At 68.0% G+C, this 26,591-nt stretch carries 22 protein-coding genes; 16 read left to right on the top strand and 6 right to left on the bottom strand.

Features of this window, described 5'->3' with window-relative positions; all coding sequences use genetic code 11:
* Positions 1–46 precede the first annotated feature (46 nt).
* Positions 47–2,251 carry a 3-hydroxyacyl-CoA dehydrogenase NAD-binding domain-containing protein gene (locus AC3WLC_RS11955; protein WP_493684142.1) on the top strand — a complete coding sequence of 735 codons (2,205 nt, stop codon included), beginning with the start codon at positions 47–49 and terminating at the stop codon, positions 2,249–2,251.
* Here AC3WLC_RS11955 and AC3WLC_RS11960 read toward each other — a convergent pair whose 3' ends face one another.
* Positions 2,252–3,154 (bottom strand): LysR family transcriptional regulator, encoded by a 903-nt coding sequence (locus AC3WLC_RS11960; protein WP_493684143.1) that lies wholly within the window; start codon positions 3,152–3,154, stop codon positions 2,252–2,254.
* Between the two features lie 128 nt (positions 3,155–3,282).
* Here AC3WLC_RS11960 and AC3WLC_RS11965 point away from each other — a divergent pair, with 128 nt between their 5' ends.
* The 3 genes from AC3WLC_RS11965 to AC3WLC_RS11975 all read left to right on the top strand — a co-directional run bounded on the left by AC3WLC_RS11965 (position 3,283) and on the right by AC3WLC_RS11975 (position 5,073).
* Positions 3,283–4,056: an SDR family oxidoreductase gene (locus AC3WLC_RS11965; protein WP_493684144.1), complete on the top strand. Its 774-nt coding sequence runs from the start codon at positions 3,283–3,285 to the stop codon at positions 4,054–4,056.
* A 136-nt stretch (positions 4,057–4,192) separates the two neighbouring features.
* Positions 4,193–4,459 (top strand): hypothetical protein, encoded by a 267-nt coding sequence (locus AC3WLC_RS11970; RefSeq protein WP_493684145.1) that lies wholly within the window; start codon positions 4,193–4,195, stop codon positions 4,457–4,459.
* Between the two features lie 119 nt (positions 4,460–4,578).
* Positions 4,579–5,073, top strand: coding sequence for a peptide deformylase (locus AC3WLC_RS11975; protein WP_493684547.1), 495 nt, complete (start codon positions 4,579–4,581; stop codon positions 5,071–5,073).
* Between the two features lie 122 nt (positions 5,074–5,195).
* Here AC3WLC_RS11975 and aptA read toward each other — a convergent pair whose 3' ends face one another.
* Positions 5,196–6,536, bottom strand: a complete 1,341-nt coding sequence (aptA, locus tag AC3WLC_RS11980; protein ID WP_493684146.1) for an omega-aminotransferase AptA — start codon at positions 6,534–6,536, stop codon at positions 5,196–5,198.
* Between the two features lie 304 nt (positions 6,537–6,840).
* Between aptA and AC3WLC_RS11985 the strand changes: the two genes are divergently transcribed.
* The 3 genes from AC3WLC_RS11985 (at position 6,841) to AC3WLC_RS11995 (ending at position 11,040) form a co-directional block, all read left to right on the top strand.
* The gene (locus tag AC3WLC_RS11985; RefSeq protein ID WP_493684147.1) at positions 6,841–8,499 is read left to right on the top strand and encodes a hypothetical protein; all 1,659 of its coding nucleotides are present in this window, start codon (positions 6,841–6,843) and stop codon (positions 8,497–8,499) included.
* Between the two features lie 145 nt (positions 8,500–8,644).
* Positions 8,645–10,099, top strand: a complete 1,455-nt coding sequence (locus tag AC3WLC_RS11990; RefSeq protein WP_493684148.1) for an EAL domain-containing protein — start codon at positions 8,645–8,647, stop codon at positions 10,097–10,099.
* Positions 10,100–10,182: 83 nt separating this feature from the next.
* Positions 10,183–11,040 (top strand): TIGR01459 family HAD-type hydrolase, encoded by an 858-nt coding sequence (locus tag AC3WLC_RS11995; protein ID WP_493684149.1) that lies wholly within the window; start codon positions 10,183–10,185, stop codon positions 11,038–11,040.
* A gap of 22 nt (positions 11,041–11,062) precedes the next feature.
* On the opposite strand, the gene AC3WLC_RS12000 is transcribed toward AC3WLC_RS11995, so the two are convergent.
* On the bottom strand, positions 11,063–11,446 hold the full coding sequence (locus AC3WLC_RS12000) for a response regulator (RefSeq protein WP_152016830.1): 384 nt from the start codon (positions 11,444–11,446) through the stop codon (positions 11,063–11,065).
* A gap of 280 nt (positions 11,447–11,726) precedes the next feature.
* Between AC3WLC_RS12000 and AC3WLC_RS12005 the strand changes: the two genes are divergently transcribed.
* From AC3WLC_RS12005 to mutL, 8 genes are all read left to right on the top strand, one after another.
* Positions 11,727–12,167, top strand: a complete 441-nt coding sequence (locus AC3WLC_RS12005) for a MaoC family dehydratase (protein ID WP_493684150.1) — start codon at positions 11,727–11,729, stop codon at positions 12,165–12,167.
* A 95-nt stretch (positions 12,168–12,262) separates the two neighbouring features.
* Entirely contained in the window at positions 12,263–13,246 is a 984-nt protein-coding gene (locus AC3WLC_RS12010; protein ID WP_493684151.1) for a bifunctional riboflavin kinase/FAD synthetase, read from the top strand.
* Positions 13,247–13,439: 193 nt separating this feature from the next.
* The gene (gene ileS / locus AC3WLC_RS12015) at positions 13,440–16,484 is read left to right on the top strand and encodes an isoleucine--tRNA ligase (protein WP_493684152.1); all 3,045 of its coding nucleotides are present in this window, start codon (positions 13,440–13,442) and stop codon (positions 16,482–16,484) included.
* A complete protein-coding gene (gene lspA / locus AC3WLC_RS12020) occupies positions 16,481–16,981 on the top strand; it encodes a signal peptidase II (RefSeq protein WP_493684153.1) in 501 nt (166 codons plus the stop codon). Before ileS ends, lspA begins: the two co-directional genes overlap by 4 nt.
* 159 nt (positions 16,982–17,140) lie before the next feature.
* Positions 17,141–17,797: a hypothetical protein gene (locus tag AC3WLC_RS12025; protein ID WP_493684154.1), complete on the top strand. Its 657-nt coding sequence runs from the start codon at positions 17,141–17,143 to the stop codon at positions 17,795–17,797.
* Positions 17,798–17,935: 138 nt separating this feature from the next.
* On the top strand, positions 17,936–19,246 hold the full coding sequence (locus AC3WLC_RS12030; RefSeq protein WP_493684155.1) for a M16 family metallopeptidase: 1,311 nt from the start codon (positions 17,936–17,938) through the stop codon (positions 19,244–19,246).
* 54 nt (positions 19,247–19,300) lie between these two features.
* Positions 19,301–20,593, top strand: coding sequence for a M16 family metallopeptidase (locus AC3WLC_RS12035; RefSeq protein ID WP_493684156.1), 1,293 nt, complete (start codon positions 19,301–19,303; stop codon positions 20,591–20,593).
* Positions 20,594–20,615: 22 nt separating this feature from the next.
* Entirely contained in the window at positions 20,616–22,436 is a 1,821-nt protein-coding gene (mutL, locus tag AC3WLC_RS12040; protein WP_493684157.1) for a DNA mismatch repair endonuclease MutL, read from the top strand.
* A gap of 15 nt (positions 22,437–22,451) precedes the next feature.
* Here the strand turns inward: mutL and AC3WLC_RS12045 are convergent, their stop codons facing one another.
* Positions 22,452–22,985: a DUF2019 domain-containing protein gene (locus AC3WLC_RS12045; protein ID WP_493684158.1), complete on the bottom strand. Its 534-nt coding sequence runs from the start codon at positions 22,983–22,985 to the stop codon at positions 22,452–22,454.
* A gap of 297 nt (positions 22,986–23,282) precedes the next feature.
* Here AC3WLC_RS12045 and AC3WLC_RS12050 point away from each other — a divergent pair, with 297 nt between their 5' ends.
* Positions 23,283–23,573: a GIY-YIG nuclease family protein gene (locus AC3WLC_RS12050; protein ID WP_493684159.1), complete on the top strand. Its 291-nt coding sequence runs from the start codon at positions 23,283–23,285 to the stop codon at positions 23,571–23,573.
* Positions 23,574–23,681: 108 nt separating this feature from the next.
* Here the strand turns inward: AC3WLC_RS12050 and rsmD are convergent, their stop codons facing one another.
* Together rsmD and AC3WLC_RS12060 are read right to left on the bottom strand one after the other, a co-directional pair.
* Complete coding sequence (gene rsmD, locus AC3WLC_RS12055) at positions 23,682–24,242, bottom strand: 16S rRNA (guanine(966)-N(2))-methyltransferase RsmD (RefSeq protein ID WP_493684160.1); 561 nt, start codon at positions 24,240–24,242, stop codon at positions 23,682–23,684.
* 10 nt (positions 24,243–24,252) lie between these two features.
* Positions 24,253–26,484 carry a pseudouridine synthase gene (locus AC3WLC_RS12060; RefSeq protein WP_493684161.1) on the bottom strand — a complete coding sequence of 744 codons (2,232 nt, stop codon included), beginning with the start codon at positions 26,482–26,484 and terminating at the stop codon, positions 24,253–24,255.
* Positions 26,485–26,591 lie beyond the last annotated feature (107 nt).

The following is a 26,591-nucleotide window of genomic DNA, read 5'->3' on the forward strand; positions in this document are numbered from 1 at the left end:
CACATCTGACAACGCCTCCAGTGGGAGGCCACCGGAGGGATCGTCCATGAACCTCATCAATTTCCGCTTCGAGACCGACGCCGACGGCATCGCCACCCTGACCTGGGACATGCCCGAGCGCTCGATGAACGTCATCACCCCGCAGGTGATGGAAGAGCTCAACCAAGTCGTCGACAAGGTCGCCTCGGATGAGGCGATCAAGGGCTGCGTCATCGTCTCCGGCAAGGAAGCCTTCTCCGGCGGCGCCGACCTCACCATGCTGCAGGGCCTGCGCGATCTCTATGTCAAGCTCGCCAAGGAGCAGGGCGAGCAGATCGCGATGCAGCGCTTCTTCGACGAGAGCCGCAAGCTCTCGTTGCTCTATCGCAAGCTCGAAACCTGTGGGAAGCCGTTCGCCGCAGCGATCCACGGCGTCTGCCTCGGCGGCGCCTTCGAGCTCGCGCTCTCCTGCCAGCTGCGCGTCGTCTCCGACGATGCCTCGACCCGCGTCGGCCTGCCCGAGATCAAGGTCGGCCTGTTCCCCGGCGCCGGCGGCACCCAGCGCGTCTCGCGCCTGATGCAGACCGGCGACGCGCTGCAGATGATGTTCAAGGGCGACCAGATCAAGGCACTGCCGGCGCGCAATATGGGCCTTGTCCACGCCGTCCTGCCGCGCGACCAGATCGTCGCCGCCGCCAAGGAATGGCTCAAGGCCAATCCGCAGGCGAAGCAGCCCTGGGAAGACCCGAAGTTCAAGCTGCCCTCGAACAAGGTGCATTCGCCGGCCGGCATGCAGATCTGGCCGCCGGCCAATGCGATCTATCGCCGCGAGACCAACGACAACTACCCGGCCGCCCGCGCCATCCTCAGCGCGGTCTATGAGGGCCTGCAGCTGCCGATGGACCTCGCCCTCAAGGTCGAGAGCCGCTACTTCGCCAAGATCCTCCGGACGAAGGAGGCGGCCTCGATGATCCGCTCGCTCTTCGTCTCGATGCAGGAGCTGAACAAGGGCGCCCGCCGCCCGGCCGACGTGCCGGCTTCGAAGCTGAAGAAGGTCGGCGTCATCGGCGCCGGCTTCATGGGCGCCGGCATCGCCTATGTCACCGCCAATGCCGGCATCGAGGTCGTCCTCGTCGATCGCGACGTCGAGGCGGCCGAGAAGGGCAAGGCCTATTCGCACAAGCTGGTCACCGACCAGATCACCAAGGGTAGAGCCAAGACCGCCGATCGCGACGCGCTGCTCGGCCGGATCAAGGCCAGCGCCGACTATGCGGACCTCAAGGGCTGCGACCTGATCGTCGAGGCGGTGTTCGAGGACCCCAAGGTCAAGGCCGAGGTCATTGCAAAGGTCGAGGCCGTGGTCGGCCCCAAGACCATCTTCGGCTCCAACACCTCGACGTTGCCGATCACCGGCCTCGCCGAGCACAGCGAGCGCCCGAAGAATTTCATCGGCATCCATTTCTTCTCGCCGGTCGAGAAGATGCTGCTGGTCGAGATCATCATGGCCAAGAAGACCGGCAAGAAGGCGCTCGCCATGGCGCTCGACTTCGTCCGCACCATCAAGAAGACGCCGATCGTCGTCAACGACACCCGCGGCTTCTACGCCAATCGCTGCGTCGGCAACTACATCCGCGAGGGGCACCTCATGCTGATGGAAGGCGTGCCGCCGGCGATGATCGAGGCTGCCGGCAAGCAGGCCGGAATGCCGGTCGGACCGCTCTCGCTCAATGACGAGGTCGCGGTCGATCTCGCCTACAAGGTGCTGAAGGCGACCAAGGCGCAGCTCGGCGACGCTGCCGTCGACCCGGCGCAGGAGAAGCTGCTCAACGAGATGGTCGAGAAGCATGGCCGCCTCGGCCGCAAGAACCGGAAGGGCTTCTACGACTATCCGGAAGCCGGTCCGAAGCGCCTCTGGCCGGGGCTCGCCGAGCTCACCAAGAACAAGCTCGAACCTGAGCTGGTCGACATGGAAGAGCTGAAGCACCGCCTGCTCGTCACCCAGGCGCTCGAAGCAGCCAAGACCTATGAGGAAGGCGTCGTGACCGATCCGCGCGAAGCCGATGTCGGCTCGATCATCGGCTTCGGCTTCGCCCCTTACTCGGGCGGCACGCTGAGCTACATCGACAATATGGGCGCGGCTGCCTTCGTGAAACTCTGCGAAGCGCTGGCCAAGAAGCATGGCGAGCGCTTCAAGCCGAACCGGCTGCTGAAGCGCATGGCCAAGACCGGCGAGAGCTTCTATGGCAGCGCCGAGAAGAAGGCTGCGGCCTGATCAGGCGAAGAGCCGTTCCCTCAGGAGCGGCTCCAGCCAGTCGGCGAAGACCTTGAACCGGCGCGAGAGATGCTGCCGGTGCGGGTAGAGCAGGGCGACCGGCATCGGCTCCGCCCTGTGCTCCGGCATCACCTCGACCAGTTCGCCTGCCTCGAGATGCGCGGCGACGTCATAGGCCGGGATCTGGATCAGCCCGAGCCCGGCAAGGCAGCAGGCGATATAGGCCTCTGCGCTGTTGACGGTGACACGGCCGGGCATTGACCGGCTATGCAGCCGCTCGCCCTCCAGCCATTGCCAGTCCTCGACCGCGCCAGTCGAAGGCGAGGCGTAATGCACCGCTTCGTGCCCTGAGAGGTCATGCGGGCTTTCCGGCACCCCGAGCCGCTCCAGATAGGCCGGGCTTGCCACATTGATCAGCCTGAGTTCGCCGAGATTGCGGGCGATCAGGCTGGAATCGCTGAGCGGCCCGACGCGCAGCACGCAGTCGACGCTGTCCTCGACCAGATTGACCGCCCGGTCGGTGACCCCCAGCGTGACGGAGATATCGGGATAGCGCGCCAGGAAATCGGGCAGGGCAGGGGCGATGATCAGCCGGCCGATCCGGCCGGGCACGTCGATCCTGAGCTTGCCGGCCGGCCCGTCGCCGGCGCTGCGGAACAATGCTTCCGCCTCCTCGACCTCGGCGATCAAGCGCAGGCAGCGCTCATAGAAGGCGAGCCCGTCCTGCGTCGGTGCGACATGGCGGGTGGTGCGGTGTAGCAGCCGCGTCCCGAGCCGGCCCTCCAGCAGGCGGATCGCCGCCGAGACCGAGGAGCGCGGCTGGCGGAGCGTCGCTGCGGCGCGGGTGAAGCTGGCGCATTCAACGACGCGGGCGAAGGTGGAAAAGAGCTCGATCCGGTCCATCGCCGGACGATGCAATTGTTCGTTCTGGCTGACAAGTCATGTCAGCTTATCCAGCTTTATCGAAACAATCGGCCAACTACCTTGCTGACAGGGCGAAACGAGTTCGCAGCACAGCAGGAGACAGGGCCATGGCCGACCACGCAATCAAGGGCAAGACCGTCATCATCGCCGGCGGCGCCAAGAATCTCGGCGGGCTGATCGCCCGCGATCTTGCAGCCCACGGCGCCAAGGCGGTTGCCATCCACTACAACAGCGCCGCGACCAAGGCCGATGCCGAGGCGACCGTCGCCGCGGTGAAGGCCGCGGGGGCGGAGGCTGCCGCCTTCCAGGCCGATCTCACCACGGCCGGTGCCGTCGAGAAGCTCTTCGCCGATGTCGTCGCCGCCGTCGGCAAGCCGGATATCGCGATCAACACCGTCGGCAAGGTGCTGAAAAAGCCGATGGCCGAGATCAGTGAGGCCGAGTACGACGAGATGGCCGCGGTGAACTCCAAGTCCGCTTTCTTCTTCCTCAAGGAGGCCGGCAAGGCGCTCAACAATGACGGCAAGATCTGCACGCTGGTGACCTCGCTGCTCGGCGCGTTCACGCCGTTCTACGCCGCCTATGCCGGCATGAAGGCCCCGGTCGAGCATTTCACCCGCGCCGCCTCGAAGGAATTCGGCGAGCGCGGCATCTCGGTGACCGCGATCGGCCCCGGCCCGATGGACACGCCGTTCTTCTATCCGGCGGAAGGGGCGGATGCGGTCGCCTATCACAAGACCGCAGCGGCCCTGTCGACGTTCTCGAAGACCGGCCTCACCGATATCGAGGACATCGTCCCCTTCATCCGCTTCCTGGTCTCGGACGGCTGGTGGATGACCGGCCAGACCATCCTGGTCAATGGCGGCTACACCACGAAGTAAGGCGCCGGCCGGCTGCTCTCTCCAGGGTGGCCCACCGCTTTCCTTGCCGGGAGCTGAAGCGTTCATTCAGCTCCCGTCTATCCTCGCAAGGCTATCAAGACGGCACGAGCGAGTTTCCCGAGTTGAGGAACGACGCATGCACATGGCGATGGTGATCGGCGGCGGGGTCGTCCTCCTCGGGCTGTTCCTGTTGTTCGGCAAGCTCTGGGGCGGAGCCGAACCGGCCTTTGCGACGGCGGCCACGCTCTTCATGCCGGCCTGGCTCGCGATCGCACTGGTCAACATGTGGGTTGGCGTCACCAAGGCCGGTTATTCGGTGCGCGAGGAATTGCCGATCCTGGCTGTCGTCTTCGTCGTGCCGGCGGCTCTCGCTCTGCTCGTCGCCTGGCGTGTCGCACGCTGAGGCGGCTGGTGTGCTGGCCATGGTGGCTCAACCAGCCAACTCAGGTCTTTCCCCGATGGTCGCTCGGAGCGGCACGGGGCTAGACTCAGTTGGCTTCGGATCGGGGACAACTTGAATTCATGCCTGTGCGGCCGATTTTGAACTTTCCCGATCCGCGTTTGCGCCTTCCAGCAGCCCCGGTCACACGTTTTGATATGGATCTGCGCGAGCTTGCAGACGATCTGCTCGACACGATGCGGGCTGCGCCCGGCATCGGCATCACTGCACCGCATATCGGCGTGTCGTCGCGGCTCGTCGTGCTGGAGCTGACGCCGGGAGAGGTTCGCGTCTATGCCAATCCGGTGCTGGACCAGGTTTCGCGCGAAACAATCCGCCACACCGAGGGCAGCGTCTCGATGCCGGGCGTCACCGACGAGCTCGAGCGCCACGCGCGCATCCGCGTGCGCTATGTCGATCTCGACGGGAATGAACAGAGCGAGGACGCGGACGGCCTGCTCTCCGTCTGCCACCAGCATGAGATCGACCAGCTCGACGGCGTCTTCTGGATCGACCGCCTGTCGCGGCTGAAGCGCGACAGGCTGGTGGCGCGCTACAACAAGCTGCGGCGGGGGTGACTCTCGTCATGCTCGGGCTTGACCCGAGCATCTCAGGCAGGATGAGGCGCTGAGGGGCGCCTCCTTGTCCAGAGGTTCTCGGGTCTGCGCTTCGCTTCGCCCGAGAATGACGGCAGTTCGGCTCAGTTCGCCACGGCCCGGATCACCCGGCGCAGCTTGCCGATCAGCTCCTCGACCTGGGCTTCCGTGATGATCAGCGGCGGCGAGAAGGCGATCGTGTCGGCGGCGGTGCGGACCATCAGACCCTCTTCGCGGAAGAGCCGATCCATTGCTTCGAAGGCGCGCTTGCCGACCCCGTCCGCCCGCGACGCGAGATCGACGGCGCCGACCAGGCCGAGCGTGCGGATGTCGACCACGTTCGGCTCGCCCTTCAGGCTCATCACCGCATCGGCCCAGCTATCCTCCATCGCCCGGGCGCGCTCGAACAGGCCCTCTTCGCGATAGATGTCGAGCGCCGCCAGCGAGGCCGCCGCCGCCAGCGGGTGTCCGGAATAGGTGTAGCCGTGGAACAGCTCGATGACGTTGTCGGGCCCGTTCATGAAGGCGTCGTAGATGTGCTTGCGCACGATCACGCCGCCCATCGGCACCGTGCCGGAGGTGACGCCCTTGGCGAAGGTGATCATGTCCGGGATGACGCCGTAGCGCTCGGCGGCGAAGGCGAAGCCGAGGCGACCAAAGCCGGTGATGACCTCGTCGAAGATCAGCAGGATGCCGTGCTTGTCGCAGAGCTCGCGCAGGCGCTTGAGATAGCCCTTCGGCGGCGGCAGCGCCCCGGTCGAGCCAGCCATCGGCTCGACGATCACGGCGGCGATGGTCGAGGCGTCGTGCAGCGCGACGACACGCTCGAGATCATCGGCGAAATGCGCGCCATACTCCGGCTCGCCCTTGCTGAAGGCCTGTTTCTCGCGGTCATAGGTATGCGAGATATGGTCGGTGCCGGTGAGCAGCCCGCCGAAGAATTTTCGGTTGTTGACCATGCCGCCGACCGAGATGCCGCCGAAGCCGACGCCATGATAGCCGCGCTCGCGGCCGATCAACCGGGTCTTCGAGCCCTTGCCCGAGACGTTCCAGTAGGCGAGGGCGATCTTCAGCGCCGAATCCGCTGCTTCCGAGCCCGAGCCGGCGAAGAAGACGTGGTCGAGATCGCCCGGCGCCAGCGCCGCGATCCGGGCCGCCGCGGCGAAGACCTTGGGGTGGCCGTACTGGAAGGAGGGGGCGTAGTCGAGCTCGCGCGCCTGCGCCTGGATCGCCTGGATGATCGGCTCGCGGGCATGGCCGGCATTGCAGCACCAGAGCCCGGCGGTGCCGTCCATCACCGGCTTGCCCTCGGGGGTGTAGTAGAACATGCCCTCGGCGCGGGCGACCATGCGCGGGTTCTGCTTGAACGACCGGTTCGCCGTGAACGGCATCCAGTAGGCTTCGAGATCGTTCGGCGAGCTGATGGCGCGCGGCGCTGAGGTCATGATCCGGTCCCGTTTTGGGTTTTAAGGCTTCTTCAACCTAGCAGCGCGGTCGGGGCTGTAAATCCACGCCGGCTCGGGGCATGCCTGCGTCCGGCGAGCGGCGGCCCGCCGCCAGGGGCAGGTGACGTTACGTCGTTTCTGGCGTAGTCTGAACAAGGGGGTAACACTGGACTACGCCCCAATGATTGAAGGCGTTGCCGGTCGGGACGGGAGCGAGCCTATCGCGCCGGAGGATATCCGCGCGCAGCTCGACCGCGTCCTCGCATCCGATATATTCCGCAGCGCGCCTCAACTGACCGCCTTCTTGAGCTATGTCGTCGAGCAGGCGCTGGCCGGTCGCGCCGGCGAGCTCAAGGGCTACACCATAGCGGTCGAGGCGTTCGGGCGCCCGGCCGAGTTCGATCCGCAATCGGACCCGATCGTGCGCGTCGAGGCCGGTCGCCTGCGCAAGGCGCTAAATCTCTATTTCGCGGCCGATGGCGTGCGCGATCCCCTGCGGATCACGATCCCTGTCGGCGCCTATGTGCCGAGCTTCACGCGGTGCGGCTTCCCGGAGTCGGAGGCGGCTGCCATGCCCGTCGAACCGGCCCGGCCCGCGCCCGTCGCCGCAAGGCGAGGGCAGACCTGGGCTTATGCGGCGCTCGCGCTGGTTCTGACCGGCGCGATCGCGTTCATGGCCTGGCATCTGGGCGGCGCTGCGCCGGAGCCGAGCGTGGCCATGTCGAGCGGCGACGCGCAGGCGCCGCGGCCTGCTACCTCCAGCGTGCCCGAGCAGCCCGTCTCGGTGCAGCCCGCCGAGCCGGTCGCGGCGCCGGCCAGCCTGCCCGTGGTTGCCGTGGTGATCGCCGGCGACATCGTCGACCCCGCCGTCGAGGATGCGGCGCGGCTGTTCATGCGCCATCTCGTCGACACCATGGCTCGTTTCGACGATCTGCTCGTGGTCAAGTCGCCGGGCTCGGCGCTGCGGCCGGAGGAAGGGGCCGATTACGTCCTGACCCTCAACACCTCGCGGGCCGGCGACAAGGTCGAGGGCTTCGTGCGGCTCAGCGCGGCGAAGGACGGACGCGTGGTCTGGACCACCTCCGGCGCGCGGAGTCTTGCGGCCGTGAGTGACGGCACCGAGTTGCGCCAGTTGGCGCAGAGCGTGGCGATCCGGCTGGCCCAGCCCTTCGGCATCCTGCATGCCGATTTCAGGCTCGCGACGCTGCCGGCCGGCATCGCCTGCATCTACCAGGCACTCAACTTCCGCCGGCATATGAAGGCGGACGACCATCTTGCCGCGCGCAACTGCCTCGATGCGCTGGTCGCGCGCGATCCCGACTTCCATCCGGCCTGGTCGCATCTGGCGCTGCTGACCGCGGATGAATACGCCTCCGGCCTGAACGCCCGGTCCGGCTCGCCGCTCGACCGGGCCCTGGCTGCCGCTGTCACCGCGGTGCGGCTGGCCCCGGCGAGCGCGCGGGCGCATCAGGCGCTGATGGAGGCGCAGTTCCTGCGCGGCATGACCGAGGAGGCGCTGAAATCCGGCCGGGAGGCTCTGACGCGCAACCCCTACGATCCCGACATCATGGCCGATCTCGGGGCGCGCTATGTCCAGCTCGACCGGGCGGCCGAAGGGTTGCCCCTGCTCGAGCGCGCCGTCGCACTGAGCAATGGTCGGCCCTCCTGGTATGACGTCTTTCTCTACTTCGCGGCGTATCTGACCGGCGCGAACAAGCTCGCGGAGAACCAGGCCTCGCTGATCCGGGGCGAGGAGACCCCGCTCGCCCTGGTCGCGCGGGCCGTGGCGAGCGCTGCTGCCGACGACCGGGCCCTGCTGGAGGAAGCCCTGCGGATGCTGGGCCAGGCCGAGCCGCTCTTTGCCCTCGATGCACGGCTCTTCCTGACCCGCAAAGGGTTCTCCTCGCCGGTCATCGATCGCATCCTGGCTGCCATCGCCCAGGCGGGGCTGCAGCCGCGCTAGGGCGGAAGTGGCGCCCTCGTGCATGGCGCTGTCGCGCAATCCGTCGATAGGCCTCGCAGTCGCTGAATCTGGCCGCTATTCTGTGTTCGTCGCAGCTGATTCGTAGCGTTGCGTTGCCCCTCAACCCCTTGCGCGATTTCAGCCCTTGGCTCGCATCCGCCTCAGCGCTCTCTCTCCGGCCGCCAGCGGCGTCGTCGGCTTTTCTTTGGGCGCCGCTGCCATCCTGCTCCTGCCGGGCAATCTCGCCAACGCATTGGGATTGCTGAGTGCCGGGCTCGGCCTCGCCGGGGCGGCGGCTCTGTCACGTCGCAACGCGGCGCGTGAGCGCGAACAGCTGCTCGCGGCGATCGGCGAGGTCAAGGTCCGCCTCGCCACCAACGCCATCCGCGTCGATTCGATGGCCAAGCGCCTCGACCAGATGCCGATGGGCGAGGCCGACGCCGCGCCGGCCAAGGCGATGCTGCACGAACTCACGGCCGAGGTCGGCCTGCTCGGCGATCTCCTGCAGCAGGTTGCGACGACCCTGGGCGAACATGACGACCAGCTCAGCCGGATCGAGGGCCGGCTCGCCAATCCACCGCCGCCGCAACAACCGGTACGGATCGCAGCGCTGGTTCCCGAACGCGTCGAGCCGCGCGCTCCGGAGCCTTTGATCGCAACACGGCACGACCCGGCCGAGGCAGCACAGCGCCGCGCCGCCGAGGAGCGCGCCGCCCTGATCAGCGAGGCCCTGGCGAAAGGGCAGGTCGAGGTCCATCTCCAGCCGATCGTCAGCCTGCCGCAGCGCCGGACGCGGGGATATGAAGCGCTCGTCCGGCTGAGGCTCGACGAGAAGACGCTGCTGCTCCCCTCCGAGTTCCTGACCACGGTCGAGGAGCGCGGCTTCGGTCCGACGCTCGATGCGCTCGTCCTGACACGGGCGCTGGCCATCGCCCGCCATCTCGGCAGCAAGCCGGGTGAGCTTTTCGTCTCCTGCAATTTCAGTGCGGCGACCTGGGGCTCGTCGCGCGCGCTGGCGGCGCTGTCGCGCATCCTGGAAAAATATCACGACCACATCGGCAATCTCGTCATCGAGGTGCCGCAGCGCGTCTTCCGGGCGCTGGAGCCGGCGAGCCTCGGCTTGCTCGGTGCCATGTCGGCCAATGGCGTGCGCTTCGCGCTCGACCATGTCGCCGATCTGCGTTTCGATCCGGTCTCGCTGCATGACCGCGGCGTGCGCTTCGTCAAGGCCTCGGCGGCGCTGCTGCTGGCCGAGGCGCGCGGCGGCAAGCTCGCCGACATCGCGGCGGGCGACATCGCCGTGCAGCTCGCCCGCGGCTCGATCCAGCTCGTCGCCGAGGAGGTCGAGGACGATCCGATGGTCGCCGACATGCTCGATCTCGGCATTGCTTTTGGCCAGGGCATCGTCTTCTCGCCGCCGCGCCCGGTCAGGCCCGAGGTCTTCGCCGAGCCGCAGCCGGCCGAGGCCGTGCCGGTTCCGAAGCCGGCCGCCATTATGGCGCCACCTGCCTCGGCCGAGGTGGTTGAGCACCCCGCCATGGCTCCGCCGGCGGTGAAGCGCGTGCCCTTCCGCGACATCCTGCGCCGCGCCACGGCCTGATCCTTTCTTCCGGGACCGAAGTGCTGGCCTGCGCCGGCGAAGCCGCGTAAACAGGCCGCGCCTGTCCGTGGGAGCTTTCAGCCGTGCCGTCATCGACCCGCCTTCTGTCCGGGGTTGCGCCCGTCATCGGCCAGTACGAGCTCTGCCTCTGCGATATCTGGGGCGTAGTCCATAACGGCGTTGCGCCCTTTGCCGCCGCCTGCGACGCCCTGGCCCGGATGCGCGCGGGTGGCGTCACCGTGGTGCTGGTCTCGAACGCGCCGCGCCCGCGCTCGGAGATCGCCGTCCAGCTCGGCAAGCTCGGCGTGCTCGGCGATGCCTTCGACGCGATCGTCACCTCCGGCGACGTGGCGCGCGACCTGATCGCCCACCGCGCCGGCGAGCCGCTTTATCATCTCGGCCCATCCCGCGACCTGCCGCTGATGGCAGGGCTCGACGCACCGCGTGTCGGGGCGGCACAGGCCCACTACGTGCTCTGCACCGGCCTGTTCGACGACGAGACCGAGACGGCCGAGAGCTATGCCGACCAGCTTGCCGATTTCGCCCGCCGCGGGCTGACGCTGATCTGCGCCAACCCCGATCTGGTCGTCGATCGCGGCGGGCGCATCGTGCCCTGCGCCGGCTCGCTGGCGGTGGCCTATGAGAAGCTCGGCGGCGAGGCGATCTACGCCGGCAAGCCGCATGCGCCGATCTACGATCTCGCCATCCGTATCGGCCAGGAACTGCGCGGCGAGACGGTCGAGAAGGCACGCATCCTGGCGATTGGCGATGCGATCCGCACCGACATCGCGGGCGCGGTGCAATATGGCCTGGCCTCGCTGATGTGCGTCGCCGGCATCCATGCCGGTGAGATGGCGGGCTTGTCGGAGGAAGCGCTGCAGGGCTGGTTTGGCCGGCAGAGCCACCGGCCCGACTACGCCATGCCGCATCTGGCCTGGTGAGGCGAGCGGCGCAGCCGAAAACTCACGCCGCGCAGGCGGCCTCGATCTTCGACTTCAGCGTCTGCGCGTTGAACGGCTTGACGATGTAGTTGTTCACGCCGGCCTTCTTGGCGGCGATGACGTTCTCGGTCTTCGATTCCGCGGTCACCATGATGAACGGCGTCTCGGAGATCGCGTCCTCGTTGCGGACCTGGCGGAGCAGTTCGTAGCCGGTCATCGGCTCCATGTTCCAGTCCGAGATCACAAGCCCGTATTTCTTGTCGCGCATCTTGGCGATCGCGGCATTGCCGTCGGAGGCATCGTCGACATTCTCGAAGCCGAGCTGCTTCAGCAGGTTACGGATGATCCGCACCATCGTCTGATAGTCGTCCACCACCAGGATCGGCATTGACGGGTCGACAGCCATGACGGCGCTCCAATCCAGTAGTCAGCAGGGCCCAACGGCGCCAGCGCGGGGCCGCTCTCGCAGAGCAGCGACCTTGGGTCAATTGTGATAGGTGCTCGGCGTTTCAAAGCCGTTAACCCGGTCGCGCAGTGACCATGCGGCATACTACCTTTGGCGGACGGGGGAACAAGGCAACAGGCACCAAAGTTCAATGGTGCGATGCAGCGAACTATGGGACGCTCTTCGCTCGTTTCCGGACGCAGGCGGTCCTTCACCGTGCTGCAGTTGCGAGAGCTGACCGATGATGGCGAGCACGCTCTATCAAGTCCATGCCTTCGAGGATCTGGCCGTCGGCCAGCGCGAAAGCCTGATGCGCACCGTGATGGAGCGCGACATCTCGCTCTTCGCCGACCTGTCGGGCGATGCCAATCCGATCCATCTCTGCGACCGCTATGCCGCGTCGACCAAGTTCGGCCAGCGCATCGCCCATGGCATGCTGACGGCGAGCCTGGTCTCGGCCCTGCTCGGCACGCGCTTGCCGGGACCTGGCGCGGTCTATCTCTCGCAGACCCTCAACTTCCTCGCGCCGGTGAAGATCGGCGACGTCGTCACCGCCCGCGTTGAGGTGGTCGAGCTCGTGCCGGAGCGCCGCCGCGCTCGGCTGTTCTGCGAATGCCTCGTCGACGGCAAGGCCGTGCTGGAGGGCGAGGCCTGGGTGGCGTTGCCGCGTGCGGCGGCCTAGAGGCTCTTCGGGCGGAGACGCGGCCTTGACGCTCCCCGCCGCTTGGGGCCAAACACGGCGGTAGCCGGGGCTTCCCGGCGTCGACCTTGCGTTCCATGACCTCATCCCCCGAGGCGGCACGTTTCCGTGCGCCGCCCGCCTTCGTCCTCGAACCCGGCAAGCCGGTGCCGGCCGATCTGCGCGGCCGGGTGCTTGCGCTCGGCAATTTCGACGGCGTCCATCGCGGCCATGCCGAGCTCGCCCGCGTCGCCGGCGAGATGGCGGCGCAGCAGGGGACGCAGGCCGCGGCGCTGACCTTCGAGCCCCATCCGCGCACCGTCTTTCGGCCGGAGCAGCCGGTGTTCCGGCTGACGCCGGAGCCGATCAAGGTCATGCTCCTCGCCGGCCTCGGGCTGAGCCTCAGCTTCATCGTGCCCTTCGACCGCGCCGTCGCCGGCATCCCCGCCGAGGCCTTCGTCGACGATCTGCTGCTCGGCCAGCTCGACGCCGCCGGCCTCGTCTGCGGCTACGACTTCCATTTCGGCAAGGGCCGCACTGGCTCGCCGGAGATGCTGCAGGCCCGCGCCGGCCAGGCCGGCATCCCCGTCGCCGTGGTGCCGCCCTTTGCTTTCCAGGGCGAGCCGGTATCCTCGACGCTCGTGCGCACCGCTCTCGAAGCAGGCGATATCGGGCATGCAGAGGCGCTGCTCGGCCGGCCCTGGTTCGTCCACGGCGAGATCGCCCATGGCGACAAGCGTGGCCGCGATCTCGGCTACCCGACCGCGAACATGCACCTCGCCCATGATTGCCGCCTGCGCTTCGGCATCTATGCGGTCCGCATGAAAATCGACGGGGTCTGGCGCGACGGCGTCGCCAGCTTCGGCAGCCGCCCGACCTTCGACAATGGCGCGCCCAAGCTCGAGACCTTTGTCTTCGACTTCTCCGGCGACCTCTATGGCAAGACGGTGGATGTGGCCTTCGTCGCCTTCCTGCGCGGCGAGGCGAAATTCGACTCGCTCAAGGCGCTGATCGCCCAGATGGATGCCGACAGCGCTAAGGCGCGCGGCATCCTGGCGACGACGCCGGCCTTCCTTCCCTGATCGCCGTTTGCTAGAAGCCGCTCATGTCCGCTCCGCTCCTCGTTTCGCCCCTGCGAATTACCGGCCCGGCTGCCGCCCTGCGCTGATAGCGCGGGCGCTTGCGCAGGCCGGGACGACGATCGCTTCCCCGTGACATCCCAGGATGGGCGCCGCACCGAATGCCGAGCCGCCATCCGCACAGCCGAGCCGGATCATGACCGACAAGACCGCCGAAAAGCCCGCGACCATCGATTATTCGCAAACGCTCTTCCTGCCGCAGACGGAATTCCCGATGCGCGCCGGCCTGCCGCAGCGCGAGCCGGAGCTGCTCGCCCGCTGGGCCAGGATGGACCTCTACCGCAAGCTGCGCGAGGCCGGGCAGGGGCGCGACCGCTTCGTCCTGCATGACGGCCCGCCCTACGCTAACGGCAACATCCATATCGGTCACGCGCTCAACAAGGTGCTGAAGGACCTGGTGACGCGCTCGCAGCAGATGCTCGGCTACGACTCCAACTACGTGCCGGGCTGGGACTGCCACGGCCTGCCGATCGAGTGGAAGATCGAGGAGCAGTACCGCGCCAAGGGGCTGAACAAGGACGACGTTGATGTCGTCGAGTTCCGCAAGGAATGCCGCGTCTTCGCCGAGAAATGGGTCGACATCCAGCGCAGCGAGTTCAAGCGCCTCGGCGTCGAGGGCGACTGGGACGATCCCTATCTGACCATGGCCTTCGGCGCCGAGGCGCAGATCGCCCGCGAGATCATGAAATTCGCCGAGAACGGCCAGCTTTATCGCGGCTCCAAGCCGGTGATGTGGTCGGTGGTCGAGAAGACCGCCCTGGCCGAGGCCGAGGTCGAGTACGAGGAGCACACCAGCGACACGATCTATGTCGCGTTCCCGATTGATCGCGACCGCACGGCGCACGGACCGTTTGTCGACGGCTTGAACGCGAAACAAGTGTTTGACGCGATCTTAGATGCTTCGGTCGTAATCTGGACCACGACCCCGTGGACGATCCCAGGCAACCGCGCGATCTCCTTCCATAACAAGATCGCCTACGGCCTTTATCGCGTCACAGCGGCCCCGGAGGGAAACTGGGCGAAAGTCGGGGCTAGCTACATTCTGGCTAAGAAGCTAGCCGCTGATGTGTTCAAGGCAGCCAAGGTCGAGGCCTTTGAGCCGGTCTGTGATGTTCCAGCAGAGTGGCTTGCCGAGGTCACCGTCGCCCATCCGCTGCGCGGCCAGGGCTACGAGTTCGACGTGCCGCTGCTCGACGGCGACCACGTCACCGACGATGCCGGTACCGGCTTCGTCCACACCGCGCCCGGCCATGGCCGAGAGGACTTCGACGTCTGGATGGCCAATGGCCGCATGCTGGCCGAGCGCGGCATCGAAACCCGTATCCCCTACACCGTCGACGCCGATGGCCGCTTCACCAAGGAGGCACCGGGCTTCGAGGGCGCGCAGGTCATCACCGACAAGGGCGAGAAGGGCAACGCCAACGAGGTCGTGATCAAGGCGCTCGCCGCGACCGGCAATCTCGTTTCGCGCGGACGCCTCAAGCACCAGTATCCGCATTCCTGGCGCTCGAAGAAGCCGGTGATCTTCCGCAACACGCCGCAATGGTTCATCGCCATGGACAAGCCCTATGGCGATGCCGGCGCTCCCGATCCGGCGGCGCCGGCCCCGACCGCCGGCGGCAATGCCGACACGCTGCGCAACCGCGCGCTCAAGGCGATCAAGGAAACAGAATGGGTTCCCGCCGCCGGCGAGAACCGCATCAACGGCATGATCGCCAACCGGCCGGACTGGGTGGTCTCGCGCCAGCGCGCCTGGGGCGTGCCGATCACCGTCTTCGTCGACAAGGAGAGCAAGGAGATCCTGGTCGACGCCAGGGTCAATGCTGCGATCGCCGAGGCCTTCGAGCAGGAGGGCGCCGACGCCTGGTTCACCGACACCGACGGCGCCCGCTTCCTCAAGCCGCATGGCTATGATCCCGCGAAGTTCGAGCGTGTCGTCGACGTGCTCGACGTCTGGTTCGATTCAGGCTCGACCCACGCCTTCACGCTGGAGAAGCGCGCCGACCTCAAGACCCATCGCGTCGTCGATGGCGGCCGCGACAAGGTGATGTATCTCGAAGGCTCGGACCAGCATCGCGGCTGGTTCCATTCGAGCCTGCTGGAGAGCTGCGGCACGCGCGGCCGCGCGCCTTTCGACGTGGTGCTGACCCACGGCTTCTGTCTCGATGAGAAGGGCGAGAAGATGTCGAAGTCGAAGGGCAACGTCACCGCCCCGCAGGATGTCATCAAGGACAGCGGCGCCGACATCCTGCGCCTCTGGGTCGCGGCGGCCGACTATTCCGACGATCTGCGCATCGGCAAGGAGATCCTCAAGACCTTCGTCGAGACCTACCGCAAGCTGCGCAACACCATGCGCTGGATGCTCGGCACGCTGGCGCATTTCGACGAGGCGATCCGCGTCTCCGATCCGGCCTCGATGCCGGAGCTGGAGCGGCTGATGCTGCACCGTCTCGCCGAGCTCGGCCCGCAGGTCGAGGAGGCCTACCGCACCTATGACTACAAGAAGGTGGTGAACCTGCTTTCGCAGTTCATGAACACCGAGCTCTCGGCCTTCTATTTCGACGTCCGCAAGGACGCGCTCTATTGCGATCCGCGCTCCAGCCATGTCCGCAAGAGCGCGCTCACCGTCGTCGACCATCTCTTCCGCTGCCTGACGACCTGGCTCGCGCCGATCCTGGTCTTCACCGCCGAGGAAGCCTGGCTCGACCGCTATCCGCAGGTGAAGGACGGCGACGGCTCGGTGCACCTGGAACTCTTCGCCAAGGCGGATGGTGCCTGGCTCGATCCGGAGCTGGCCGAGCGCTGGGCCAAGGTCCGCCGCGTGCGCCGTGTTGTCACCGGCGCGCTCGAACTGGAGCGTGCCGGAAAGCGCATCGGCTCCTCGCTGGAAGCCGCTCCGGTCGTTCACATCGCCGATCCCGATTTGCGCGCGGCGCTGAGCGGGCTCGATCTCGCCGAGATCTGCATCACCTCCGGTGCGCGGATCGCGGACGGGGAGGGGCCGGCCGAGGCCTTCCGCTTAGCCGACGTGCCCGGCGTCGCCGTGGTGCCGGCGCGCGCCTCCGGCATCAAATGCGCCCGCTCCTGGAAGTATTTCGACCCGGCGACGGCCGAGCCCGGCTTCCCCGAGGTGACGCCGCGCGACGCCAAGGCGCTGCGCGAGCTCGGGCGCGCGGCGTGAGTGCGCAGACGCCATCGCTGCGCCGCCTCGGCGTCTGGATCGTCGCGCTCACCTTCGTGTTCGATCAGGCGCTGAAGCTCTGGCTGCTCTTCGGCCTGAGATTGGCCGAAGAGGGGCCGTTCCAGCTCGCCTCCTTCCTGGAGATCGTGCTCGCCTGGAACCGCGGCATCTCCTACGGCCTGTTCCAGCAGTCGACCGATATCGGCCGCTGGGCGCTGGTCGTGCTCTCCATCGTCGCGGCGATCTGGCTCTGGCGCTGGATGTGGCGCAGCGACGACAGGTTGACCGTGGTGAGCCTCGCACTCATAATCGGTGGCGCGCTCGGCAACGGGCTCGACCGCATGGTCTACGGCGCCGTCGTCGACTTCGTGCACTTTCATGTCGGCAGCTTCAGCTGGTACATTTTCAACATCGCCGATGCGGCGATCGTCTTCGGCGTGCTCGGCCTGCTGTGGGAGTCGCTGAGGCCGGGCGCTGGCCGGTCCAAGCCGGCTTGAGCGCGCCTGCGAGGCGCCTGCACGCAGACCGGTCACAGCTGATTTACGGCAAATCAGCAAAAGGGCTCCCGATTTTGCCGGATATGGGTTAAAAGGCCCGCCATGCTTTTGCCGCGTCGTTCGTTCAATGACGTGGCTGGTATCGGATGGAGAGGTGAGATGGCTTATCGGATTCGCGCTTCGCGCATGCTGCTCGCCAGCAGCCTGTTGCTGGCGACGACCCCTGCTTTCGCCCAGGAAGGCATGCTCTTCAAGAATCTGGTCGAGGGCTCGGGCCTCTTCGGCAGCAGCAAGGCGGATATCGAGTACAAGCAGCGCGCGCCCCTCGTCGTGCCGCCGTCCTCCACCTTGCCGAAGCCGCAGGAAGCCGGCGCCCATCGCAGTGCCGCCTGGCCTGACGATCCGGATGTCGCCCGCCGCAAGGCCGAGCGCGACAGCTCCAACATCCTGTTCCAGAACACCGAGAGCTATCGCGCCAACACCCGGCCGCTGATGTCGCAGGAAGAACTGCGCCGCGGTCGCGTCACCGGCCGTACGAACGGGCCGGAAGGTATCGTCGCGGACCACAACAACTACAACAACCAGATCCAGCCGATCCGCGTCGGCCGCGAGATGGCCGCCCGCCAGTCCCAGACCGATGAGGCGAGTGTCGCCTATGGTAGCGAGCCCGCCCGCCGCTATCTGCACGAGCCGCCGACCGGTTATCGCCGCCCCGCCGGCACTGCGGCGCTCGGTCCGGGCGCGTCCGGCCCGCAGGAGGACAAGCAGGCGGTTGGCCAGCGCGAGTACCTCACCGGCCAGAAGGTGTATCAGTAAGCGCTTCGTTGCCGCGAGGGGATGGTTTCCCGTCGCCGCACGCCTTATCTATGATCGAGCTTCATCCGGCTCGGGTCCCTGCGGGCCCGGGCCGGATTGCGTCTTGATCCCTCAATCGTGCTGGAGCCTTCGCCGCTCATGACGGTCCATACCCCGACTGGCCAGACGTCACCCGCCAATGCAGCCAGCCCGGTCGAATCCTTTCGGCTCGCCAACGGGCTTCAGATCGTGGTCGCGCCCGACCACCGTGCGCCCGTCGTCACCCATATGGTCTGGTACCGCAACGGCTCCGGCGACGATCCAGCGGGCAAGTCGGGCATCGCCCATTTCCTTGAGCATCTGATGTTCAAGGGCACGGCGAAATGGCCGGCCGGGGAGTTCTCGAAGATCGTCGCCAGCTATGGCGGCCAGGAGAACGCCTTCACCTCCTATGACTACACCGCCTATTTCCAGCGCGTGCCGAAGGAGCACCTGCGCGCCATGATGGACTACGAGGCCGACCGGATGACCGGCCTCGCCTTCGACGAGAGCGTGGTCGCGCCCGAGCGCGACGTGGTGCTGGAAGAGCGGCGCATGCGCGTCGATGCCGATCCCGCCGCTCAGCTCGGCGAAGAGTTCTCCAGCGCGCTCTATGCCCACCATCCCTATGGCACGCCGATCATCGGCTGGGAGCACGAGATCGAGGAGCTCTCGCGCGACGACGCCTTCGCCTATTACCAGCGCTTCTATACGCCCGAGAACGCCATCCTGGTCGTCGCCGGCGATGTCGAGCCGGACGCGGTGCTGCGCCTCGCCCAGGAGACCTATGGCGTGATCCCCGCCCATGGCGAGGCGCCCCGCCGCAAGCGTCCGGCCGAGCCTGAGCCGCGCGCCGCCCGCCGTGTCGCGCTCTCCGATCCGCGCGTGCAGCAGCCCTCTTTGCGCCGCGCCTGGCTGGCGCCGACCTATGTCTCTGATCAGCGCGAGGAAGCCTTCGCGCTGGAGCTCGCCGCCGAGATTCTCGGCGGCGGCACGACCTCGCGGCTCTATCGCAAGCTCTGCGTAGAGCAGGAACTCGCGGCCGGCGCGGGCGCCTATTTCATGGGCTCGATGGTCGACCGCTCGGCCTTCCAGCTCTCGGTCAGCCCGCGCCCGGGCGTCGAGATGGCGGCGCTCGAAGCCGGGCTCGATGCCGCGCTCGCGGCCTTCATCGCCGAGGGGCCGACCGAGCTGGAGCTCGCCCGCGCCCGCACCCGCCTCGTCGCCGAGACCGTCTTCGCCCGCGACAGCCAGTCCTCGCTCGCCCGCATCTTCGGCTCGGCGCTGGCCGTTGGCGAGAGCGTGGAGGACGTGCTGCTCTGGCCGCAGCGGGTCGAGGCGGTGACGCGCGAGCAGGTCACCGAAGCGGTCCGGCGCTACCTCAAGCCCGATCGCTCGGTCACCGGCCTGCTCCTGCCCACCGCCGCCTGACATAGCGCCATAAGCCATTACGGGCGGGTCCTGGCCTGCCGTCGAGGATTGCCGATGAACCCTTCCCTAGCTCCCGCCACCGCCGCTCCCGGTCCCTCGCTCGCCGTCCAGCGCGTCACCGCCGCCTGCGGTGTCGAGGCCTGGCTGGTCGAGGAGCACAGCCTGCCGCTGCTCGCCCTCGACTTCGCCTTCGACGGTGGCGCCAACCGCGACCCGGCCGATGCGGCCGGCAGCGCCAACCTCGTCTCCGGCCTGCTCGACGAGGGCGCTGGCGATCTCGATGCCGAGGCCTTCCAGGGCCGCCTCGCCGACCACGCCATCAACCTCTCCTTCGACGCACGCCGCGACGATTTCCATGGCCAGCTGCAGACCCTGTCGCAGCATCGCGAGGTTGCCTTCGAACTGCTCGGCCTCGCCCTCAACGCGCCGCGCTTCGACGCCGATGCGGTGGCGCGGGTAAAGGCGCAGGTGATCGCCGGCCTGCAGCGCCAGGCCCAGAACCCGGATGTGATGTGCCGCAACGCGCTCTTCGCCGCGGCCTTCCCCGGCCATCCCTATGGCCGGCCCGAGCGCGGCGATGTCGCCAGCGTCGGCGGGATTGAGCCTGTGGCGCTGAAGGCGCTGACGCGCGACCTCTTCACTCGCGGCGGGCTGAAGGTCGTCGCGGTCGGCGACATCACTGCGAGTGAACTGTCCGCGCGGCTCGACGCTCTCTTCGGCACGCTGCCGGCCGGGACGCCGCGCGTCGAACCGACCGCGCCTTTGCCGGTCGCAGGGCTCGGCCAGACCCATGTCGTCGATCTCGATGTGCCGCAGACGGTGCTGCGCTTCGTCGGCCCCGGCCTGATGTGGGACGATCCCGACTTCATCGCCGCGACCGTGCTGAACCATATCCTCGGCGGCTCGGCCTTCACCTCGCGCCTGTTCATGGAAGTCCGCGAGAAGCGCGGCCTCGCCTATGGGGTCTCCTCCAGCCTTGTCCCGTTGCGCCAGAGCGGCTTCCTCGTCGGTGGCACCTCGACCCGCAACGATCGCGTCGCCGAATCCATGAGCGTGATTCGCGAGGAGATCGCCAAGCTCGTCACTGAAGGCCCGAGCGAGCACGAGGTCGAGGAAGCCAAGCGCTATCTGATCGGCTCCTATTCACTGCGCTTCGACACCTCCCCGAAGATCGCCGGCGAACTGCTCGGCCTTGCCATCCGCGGCGAGCAGCCCGACTTCGTCGAGACGCGCAACCAGCGCTTCGCCGCGGTGACGCTCGCCGATGTCCGGCGCGTCGCCCAGCGCCTGTTCGGCGAGGGCAAGTTGCTGGTCCAGGCCGTCGGCCGGCCGGTCGGGCTGGTCTGACGCTCCCGGCTGAGGAGCTCCTGTGACCATTCGCCGCCTCGATCCCGTCCTGGTCGATCGCATCGCCGCCGGCGAGGTGATCGAGCGGCCGGCCGCGGCGGTGAAGGAGTTGGTCGAGAACGCGATCGACGCCGGCGCCACCAGCATCGCCGTAACCATCCGGGCCGGCGGGCGCGAATTGATCCGCGTCGTCGATGACGGCATCGGCATGAGCCCGGAGGACCTTGCCCTCTGTGTCGAGCGCCACGCCACGTCCAAGCTGCCCGACGGCGACCTCTTTGCCATCCGCTCGCTCGGCTTCCGCGGCGAAGCTCTGCCCTCGATCGGCTCGGTGGCGCGCCTCTCTATCACCAGCCGCCAGCGCGATGCGGCGCAGGGCTGCGCGCTCGTGGTCGAGGCCGGTGCCAAGGGCGCGGTCAGGCCGGCGGCGGCCGCGCCCGGCACCCGCATCGAAGTCAGCGACCTCTTCATCTTCACGCCCGCGCGCCTGAAGTTCCTGAAGAGCGACCGGGCCGAGGCGCAGGCCGTCTCCGACATGCTGCGGCGGCTCGCCATCGCCCATCCCGAGGTCCGCTTCTCGCTCGAGGGCGAGCATGCCGGTGCCTTCGACTGGCCAGCCGAGCCGATCGGCAATGACGGCCATCTGCGTCGCCTCGGCCGCGCGCTCGGGCGCGACTTCCCGGAGAATGCCTTGCCGGTCGAGACCGAGCGCGAGGGCGTCCGGCTCTCGGGCTTCGCCGGCCTGCCGACCTTCCATCGCGGCACCTCGGCCGGCGTCCATATGGCGGTCAATGGCCGCCCGGTGCGCGACAAGCTGCTGCTCTCGGCGGTGCGCGGCGCCTATGCCGACGTTGTGCCCTCCGACCGGCACCCGGTGCTCTATCTCGACGTGCTCTGCGATCCCGCCGTCGTCGACGTCAACGTCCACCCGGCCAAGAGCGAGGTCCGCTTCCGCGATCCGGCGCTGGTGCGCGGCCTCGTGGTTTCCAGTTTGAAGGCGGCGCTCGCCGGCGCCGGCCATCGCGCCACGACCACCGGCGGCGCCCGCACGCTCGATGCCTTCCGCGCGGTCTTCTCGGGCGGCGGTTTCGGCGGCGGCGGGCCAGCCACGATCCAGCGCCCGAATTTCGGCAGCGTCGCCGACTGGCGCAGTCCTGAGCCGGCCATGCCCGCCCAGCCGATGCAGGCCGGCTTCGCCGATCTCGCCATGCCCTCGGCCGATGCGAGAGCCCATCTCGCCGAGCCACCGCAGGATGCGCTCGACCGGCCGCTCGGCGCCGCCCGCGCCCAGGTCCACGGCACCTATATCGTCGCCCAGACCCGCGACGGCATGGTCATCGTCGACCAGCACGCCGCCCATGAGCGGCTGGTCTATGAGCGGCTCAAGGCCGAGCGCGCCAGAGCCGGCATCGCTCGCCAGCCGATGCTGCTGCCCGAAGTGGTCGAGCTCGATCCCGTTGATGCCGACCGGCTCAACGCGGCGGCCAGCGATCTCGCCTCGCTCGGTCTCGTCATCGAGAGTTTCGGTCCTGGCGCGGTGCTGGTGCGCGAGGCGCCGGCCGCGGTCGCCGGCGGTGATCTCCAGGGCATCGTCCGTGACGTCGCCGACGCGCTCGCCGAGCATGGCGATGCCGGCTCGCTGGAGCGGCGGCTCGACCATGTGCTGGCGACGATGGCCTGCCACAACTCGGTCCGCGCCGGCCGTCGCCTGCGCCCGGAGGAGATGGACGCGCTCTTGCGCGAGATGGAGGCGACGCCGAACTCCGGCCAGTGCAATCACGGCCGGCCGACCTATGTCGAACTGAAGCTCAGCGATATCGAGAAGCTGTTCGGGCGGCGTTGAGAAGCTACCGCCGTTTCACGTTGGTTTGTATTCGCCTGTGTCAAGAAAATAGAGAGTCATACCCGCATCCCCTGCTTGCGGGTGCCATTTCTCGTCAACAATGGCCTGTAGTTCGCGTCGCGCTGCGAGGTAATCGACAGCGAGATTGGCGCGCGCTGCCGTCAGGCGCACTTGCATGTTCGAGTGATCGAACAGCCGCATCAAGACGCGCCTTTGGTCGCCAGGACGAGATTTCAGCTCATCTTGGATCGCCTGGATTTTGTCATATCGTCTGTTGAAGGCTGCGATCTCATTCCGTTCCAAGGCGTCATATTGCTCGATGCAGAGCGCTTCGAAGAGCCGCGTGAGAGCGCTTGTCGAAAGTGATGCGAGATTTACGGCGCTCATTTCAACCCCGAATTTTCTCATTGCAAAGTGGCCGACCCGCACCTGCTCGTCCCAGCTTTTGCCACGCAGGTATTCGCGCGGTGTAAGCCCGCCAAAGTTTGGGCTCTTCGTATTGTACCAGCCCGTAATCTCATGATGCTTGTATTTCGGCACGCTGACCACGTTGTCGGCGTCGTCGATCTGCGAGCGTGAGAATCCTTCACGGCCGCCGGCTCCTTGCTCGACGATGTGATGGTCCTCATAGCCTGGGCGCCGTTGGCCGGCATTCTGCTTGAGTTCCGAAAGCGTCTTCGGCGAATCCTGATAGGATGTGATGGAGGAGCGATATAGAGTCAGTGGCCGGCTGTGGTGATCGCAAGCCTATAGAATCAATCCAGGGGCGGCAGGGCGCGGCGATCTGAATGGTTTCGCTCGCCGTGACTGCTATGATGGTTTGGTCGCTGGAGCTGAGAGACATGCATGCGCGAACCCGCTGTCTACATCATGGCGAGCCAGCGCAACGGTACGCTCTATGTCGGTGTAACTGCGAACCTGACCGAACGCGCCTGGCAGCATAGAGAGGGATTGTTGCCTGGCTTCACCAAGCGATACGGCTGCAAGATCCTCGTCTTGTATGAACGGTACGAGCGAATGGACGAGGCCATCGGCCGCGAGAAGCAGATCAAGGGCGGTTCGCGCGCCAGAAAGCTTGCGCTGATCGAGACGATGAATCCGAGTTGGCGCGATCTGTATGAGGATTTGGCTGGCTGACGCCACCCGTCATTGCGAGCGAAGTGAAGCAATCCAGAGGGACTTGCCGCAGTGCCTGGCCGCCCCTGGATTGCTTCGTCGCTGCGCTCCTCGCAATGACGGTACGGCTCAGCTTACCCGCAAAAATCGCACCTGCGTCTCGCCATAATCGCGCCGGTCGAGCTCCTCGAACCCCTCCGGCAGCGTGATCTCGGCCTCGGCGGCTTCTTCCAGCAGCACCAGCGCATCGCTCGCCAGCCAGCCGCCCTCGCGCGCCGAAGCGAGTGCCTTCTCGCCCAGGCCCTTGCGATAGGGCGGGTCGCAGAAGACGAGGTCGAACGGCGCCATGCCGGTGATCGGGCCGAGCTTCGTCGCATCGCGGCGGAAGATGCGGCTGTAGCCGGCGAGCCCGAGTGCCATCTGGTTCTCGCGGATCAGCCCGCGCGCCTCGGCCCCGTCATCGACCAGCAGCGCGAAGGCAGCGCCGCGCGACAGCGCTTCGAACGCCATCGCGCCGGTGCCGGCGAAGAGATCGAGCACGCGCGCGCCATCGGCCGCACCGCCATGGCCATGCGCCAGCACGTTGAACAGCGATTCCCGCAGGCGATCCGAGGTCGGCCGGATCGCGCCGATGCCCGGCTTCGGGCTGGCGAGAGACCGGCCGCCGAAGCGCCCTCCGACGATGCGCATGGACTAAGCCTCAGCCGCGACGGTCACGCCCGCCGCCCGAACGCGGCGGACCGGAACGTGGCGGCCGGCCGCTACCACCGGGCCGCGGGCCGCGGCCGCCGGGACGATCCCCGCCCTGCCGGTCGCCAGCCGGCTTGCCGCGGAAGGGGCGGGCAGGGCGTTCGTCGGTGCCGGCGCCGCCGCTGGGCGGGCGCTTGCCGCGCGGCGGCTTGTCGGCCCAGTCGCCGCTGCCGCGCCAGGGCGCCTCGCCGCCGCGGTCGCGACCGAAGCTCTCTTCGCGCGGCGCCCGACTCGGGCGCTCGCCACGCGGCGCACGCGCCGGCCTGTCCTCGCGCGGCTCGTCCTTGGGCTTGGCGCTGATACGCTCAACCTTGACGCGACGCCCCTTGGGATCGGCGATCGCCTTGTCGCGCACGCGCGTTACGGCGCCGGTGGCCTCGCGCGCCTGGCGCTCCTCCTTGGGATCGGCGCCGCGCCGTGGCGGCGCCTTGCGCTCGCGCTGCGGCTCGGCCTCGACGTCGCGCCAGACGCCGCGCGTCCACGGCTTGTCCCCACGCAGCGGGCGCGCATCCTCGGCTTGCTCGGCCCGCTCCTCGCGGGGACGGCGGCGCGGCCGGTCGTCGCCGGCGGGTGCGGGCCGGCCACGGGCGGGCCTTTCGTCCGATCGGGTCTCGTCGCGCCGCGGCGAGTCGAAATCGACGCCGGCCTTGGCCATCAATTCGGTCCCGAGCTGGTCCTTCAGCACCTTGGAGCGCACCTCCTCGGCCTCGCCCTCCGGCAGGTCGCCGAGCTGGAACGGGCCGAAGGAGACCCGGATCAGCCGGTTCACCTGCAGGCCGAGATGCTCCAGCACCGTCTTGACCTCGCGGTTCTTGCCTTCGCGCAGATCGACGGTGAGCCAGGTGTTCGAACCCTGCTCGCGCTCGAACTGGGCGATGACCGGGCCGTACTGGACGCCTTCGATGGTGACGCCGCCCCTCAGCGTATCGAGCTGGGCCTGGTTGACCTGGCCGAAGGCGCGCACGCGATAGCGCCGCAGCCAGCCGGTCTCGGGCAGCTCCAGCATCCGCGCCAGCCCGCCATCGTTGGTCAGCAGCAGCAGGCCTTCGGTGTTGATGTCGAGCCGGCCGACCGAGAGCACCCGCGGTAGGTCTTCCGGCAGCGCGTCGAACACGGTCGGGCGCCCCTCCGGATCATGGTTGGTCGTCACCAGTCCGCGCGGCTTGTGGTAGAACCAGAGCCTTGTGCGCTCGCGGGCCGGCAAGGGCTCGCCATCGACCAGCACGACGTCGTTCGGGCCGATGTCGAGCGCCGGGCTCTCGATCACCTTGCCGTTCACGCTGACGCGGCCTTCCGCAATCAGCGCCTCGCTGTCGCGGCGCGAGGCGACGCCGGCGCGGGCCATCACCTTGGCGATGCGCTCCGGCTCCTGCGGCGCGGCCGGAGCCGAGACGGCCTCGGCGATCTCGGCGGCGTTGCGATGCGCCCGGTCCGGCCGGCTGCGGGTCGGATTGCTGCCGCGCGGCGCGTCGAAGCGCTTGCCGCCGCCGAAGCTGCGGCCTTCGCCACGATCGCGATCTTCGCGGCGCGGCGGGCGAGCGGTACGCGGGCCTTCGCTGCTGCGCTCGCGGAATGTGCGTTCGCTGCGGCCACGTTCATCGCCGCGATCCCGCGGCGGCCGGCGCTCCTCACCGTCGCGCGGACGGAACGACCGCTCGCCGCCTTCACGCGGCGGCCGGGACGGCGCACCGTCGCGGGCGGGACGCGCCGAGCGGCGCTCGTCGTCACCGCGTTCGCGGAAGGGGCGGTCGCCATCGCGCGATGGGCGCGACGGTGCGCCGTCGCGGGACGGGCGCCCGAAGCCGCCAGTCCTATCACCACGTGGCCGCTCGCCATCGCGCGGCGGACGGCTGGCGCGGCGCTCGTCGCTGCCACGGTCGCGGAATGGCCGCTCGCCGCCCTCGCGTGGCGGGCGCTCGCCGCTCGGGCGCTCGCGGAATGGCTTCTTCTCGAAGCGGCGCGCCGGGCGCTCGCCATCGCTGCGGCGCTCGGCGCCCTCGGCCGGTGCGCGCCGAGGCCGCTCCTCGCCATCGCGCGAGCGGAAGGGCGGCTTGCCACCGCGTCCGGGCGGCCGGCCACCGGGGCCACCGCGGCCGGGACCGCCATCGCGCCCGCCGCCGCGGCCGCCGGCTCCGCCGCCCTTGCGCGGGCCGCGGCTTTTCTGATTGTTGTCGTCGCTCATGGTTGCTCCTGAAGCCGGATCATCGCGGACCGGGTTGCGAAGCGATCCGGGACGGCAGCGGCTCTTGAATCTGGTATTAGCCGGCGCTTGTAGCAGGCGTTTTCGTG

The sequence above is a fragment of the Allobosea sp. GW821-FHT03A12 genome, assembly GCF_058986765.1.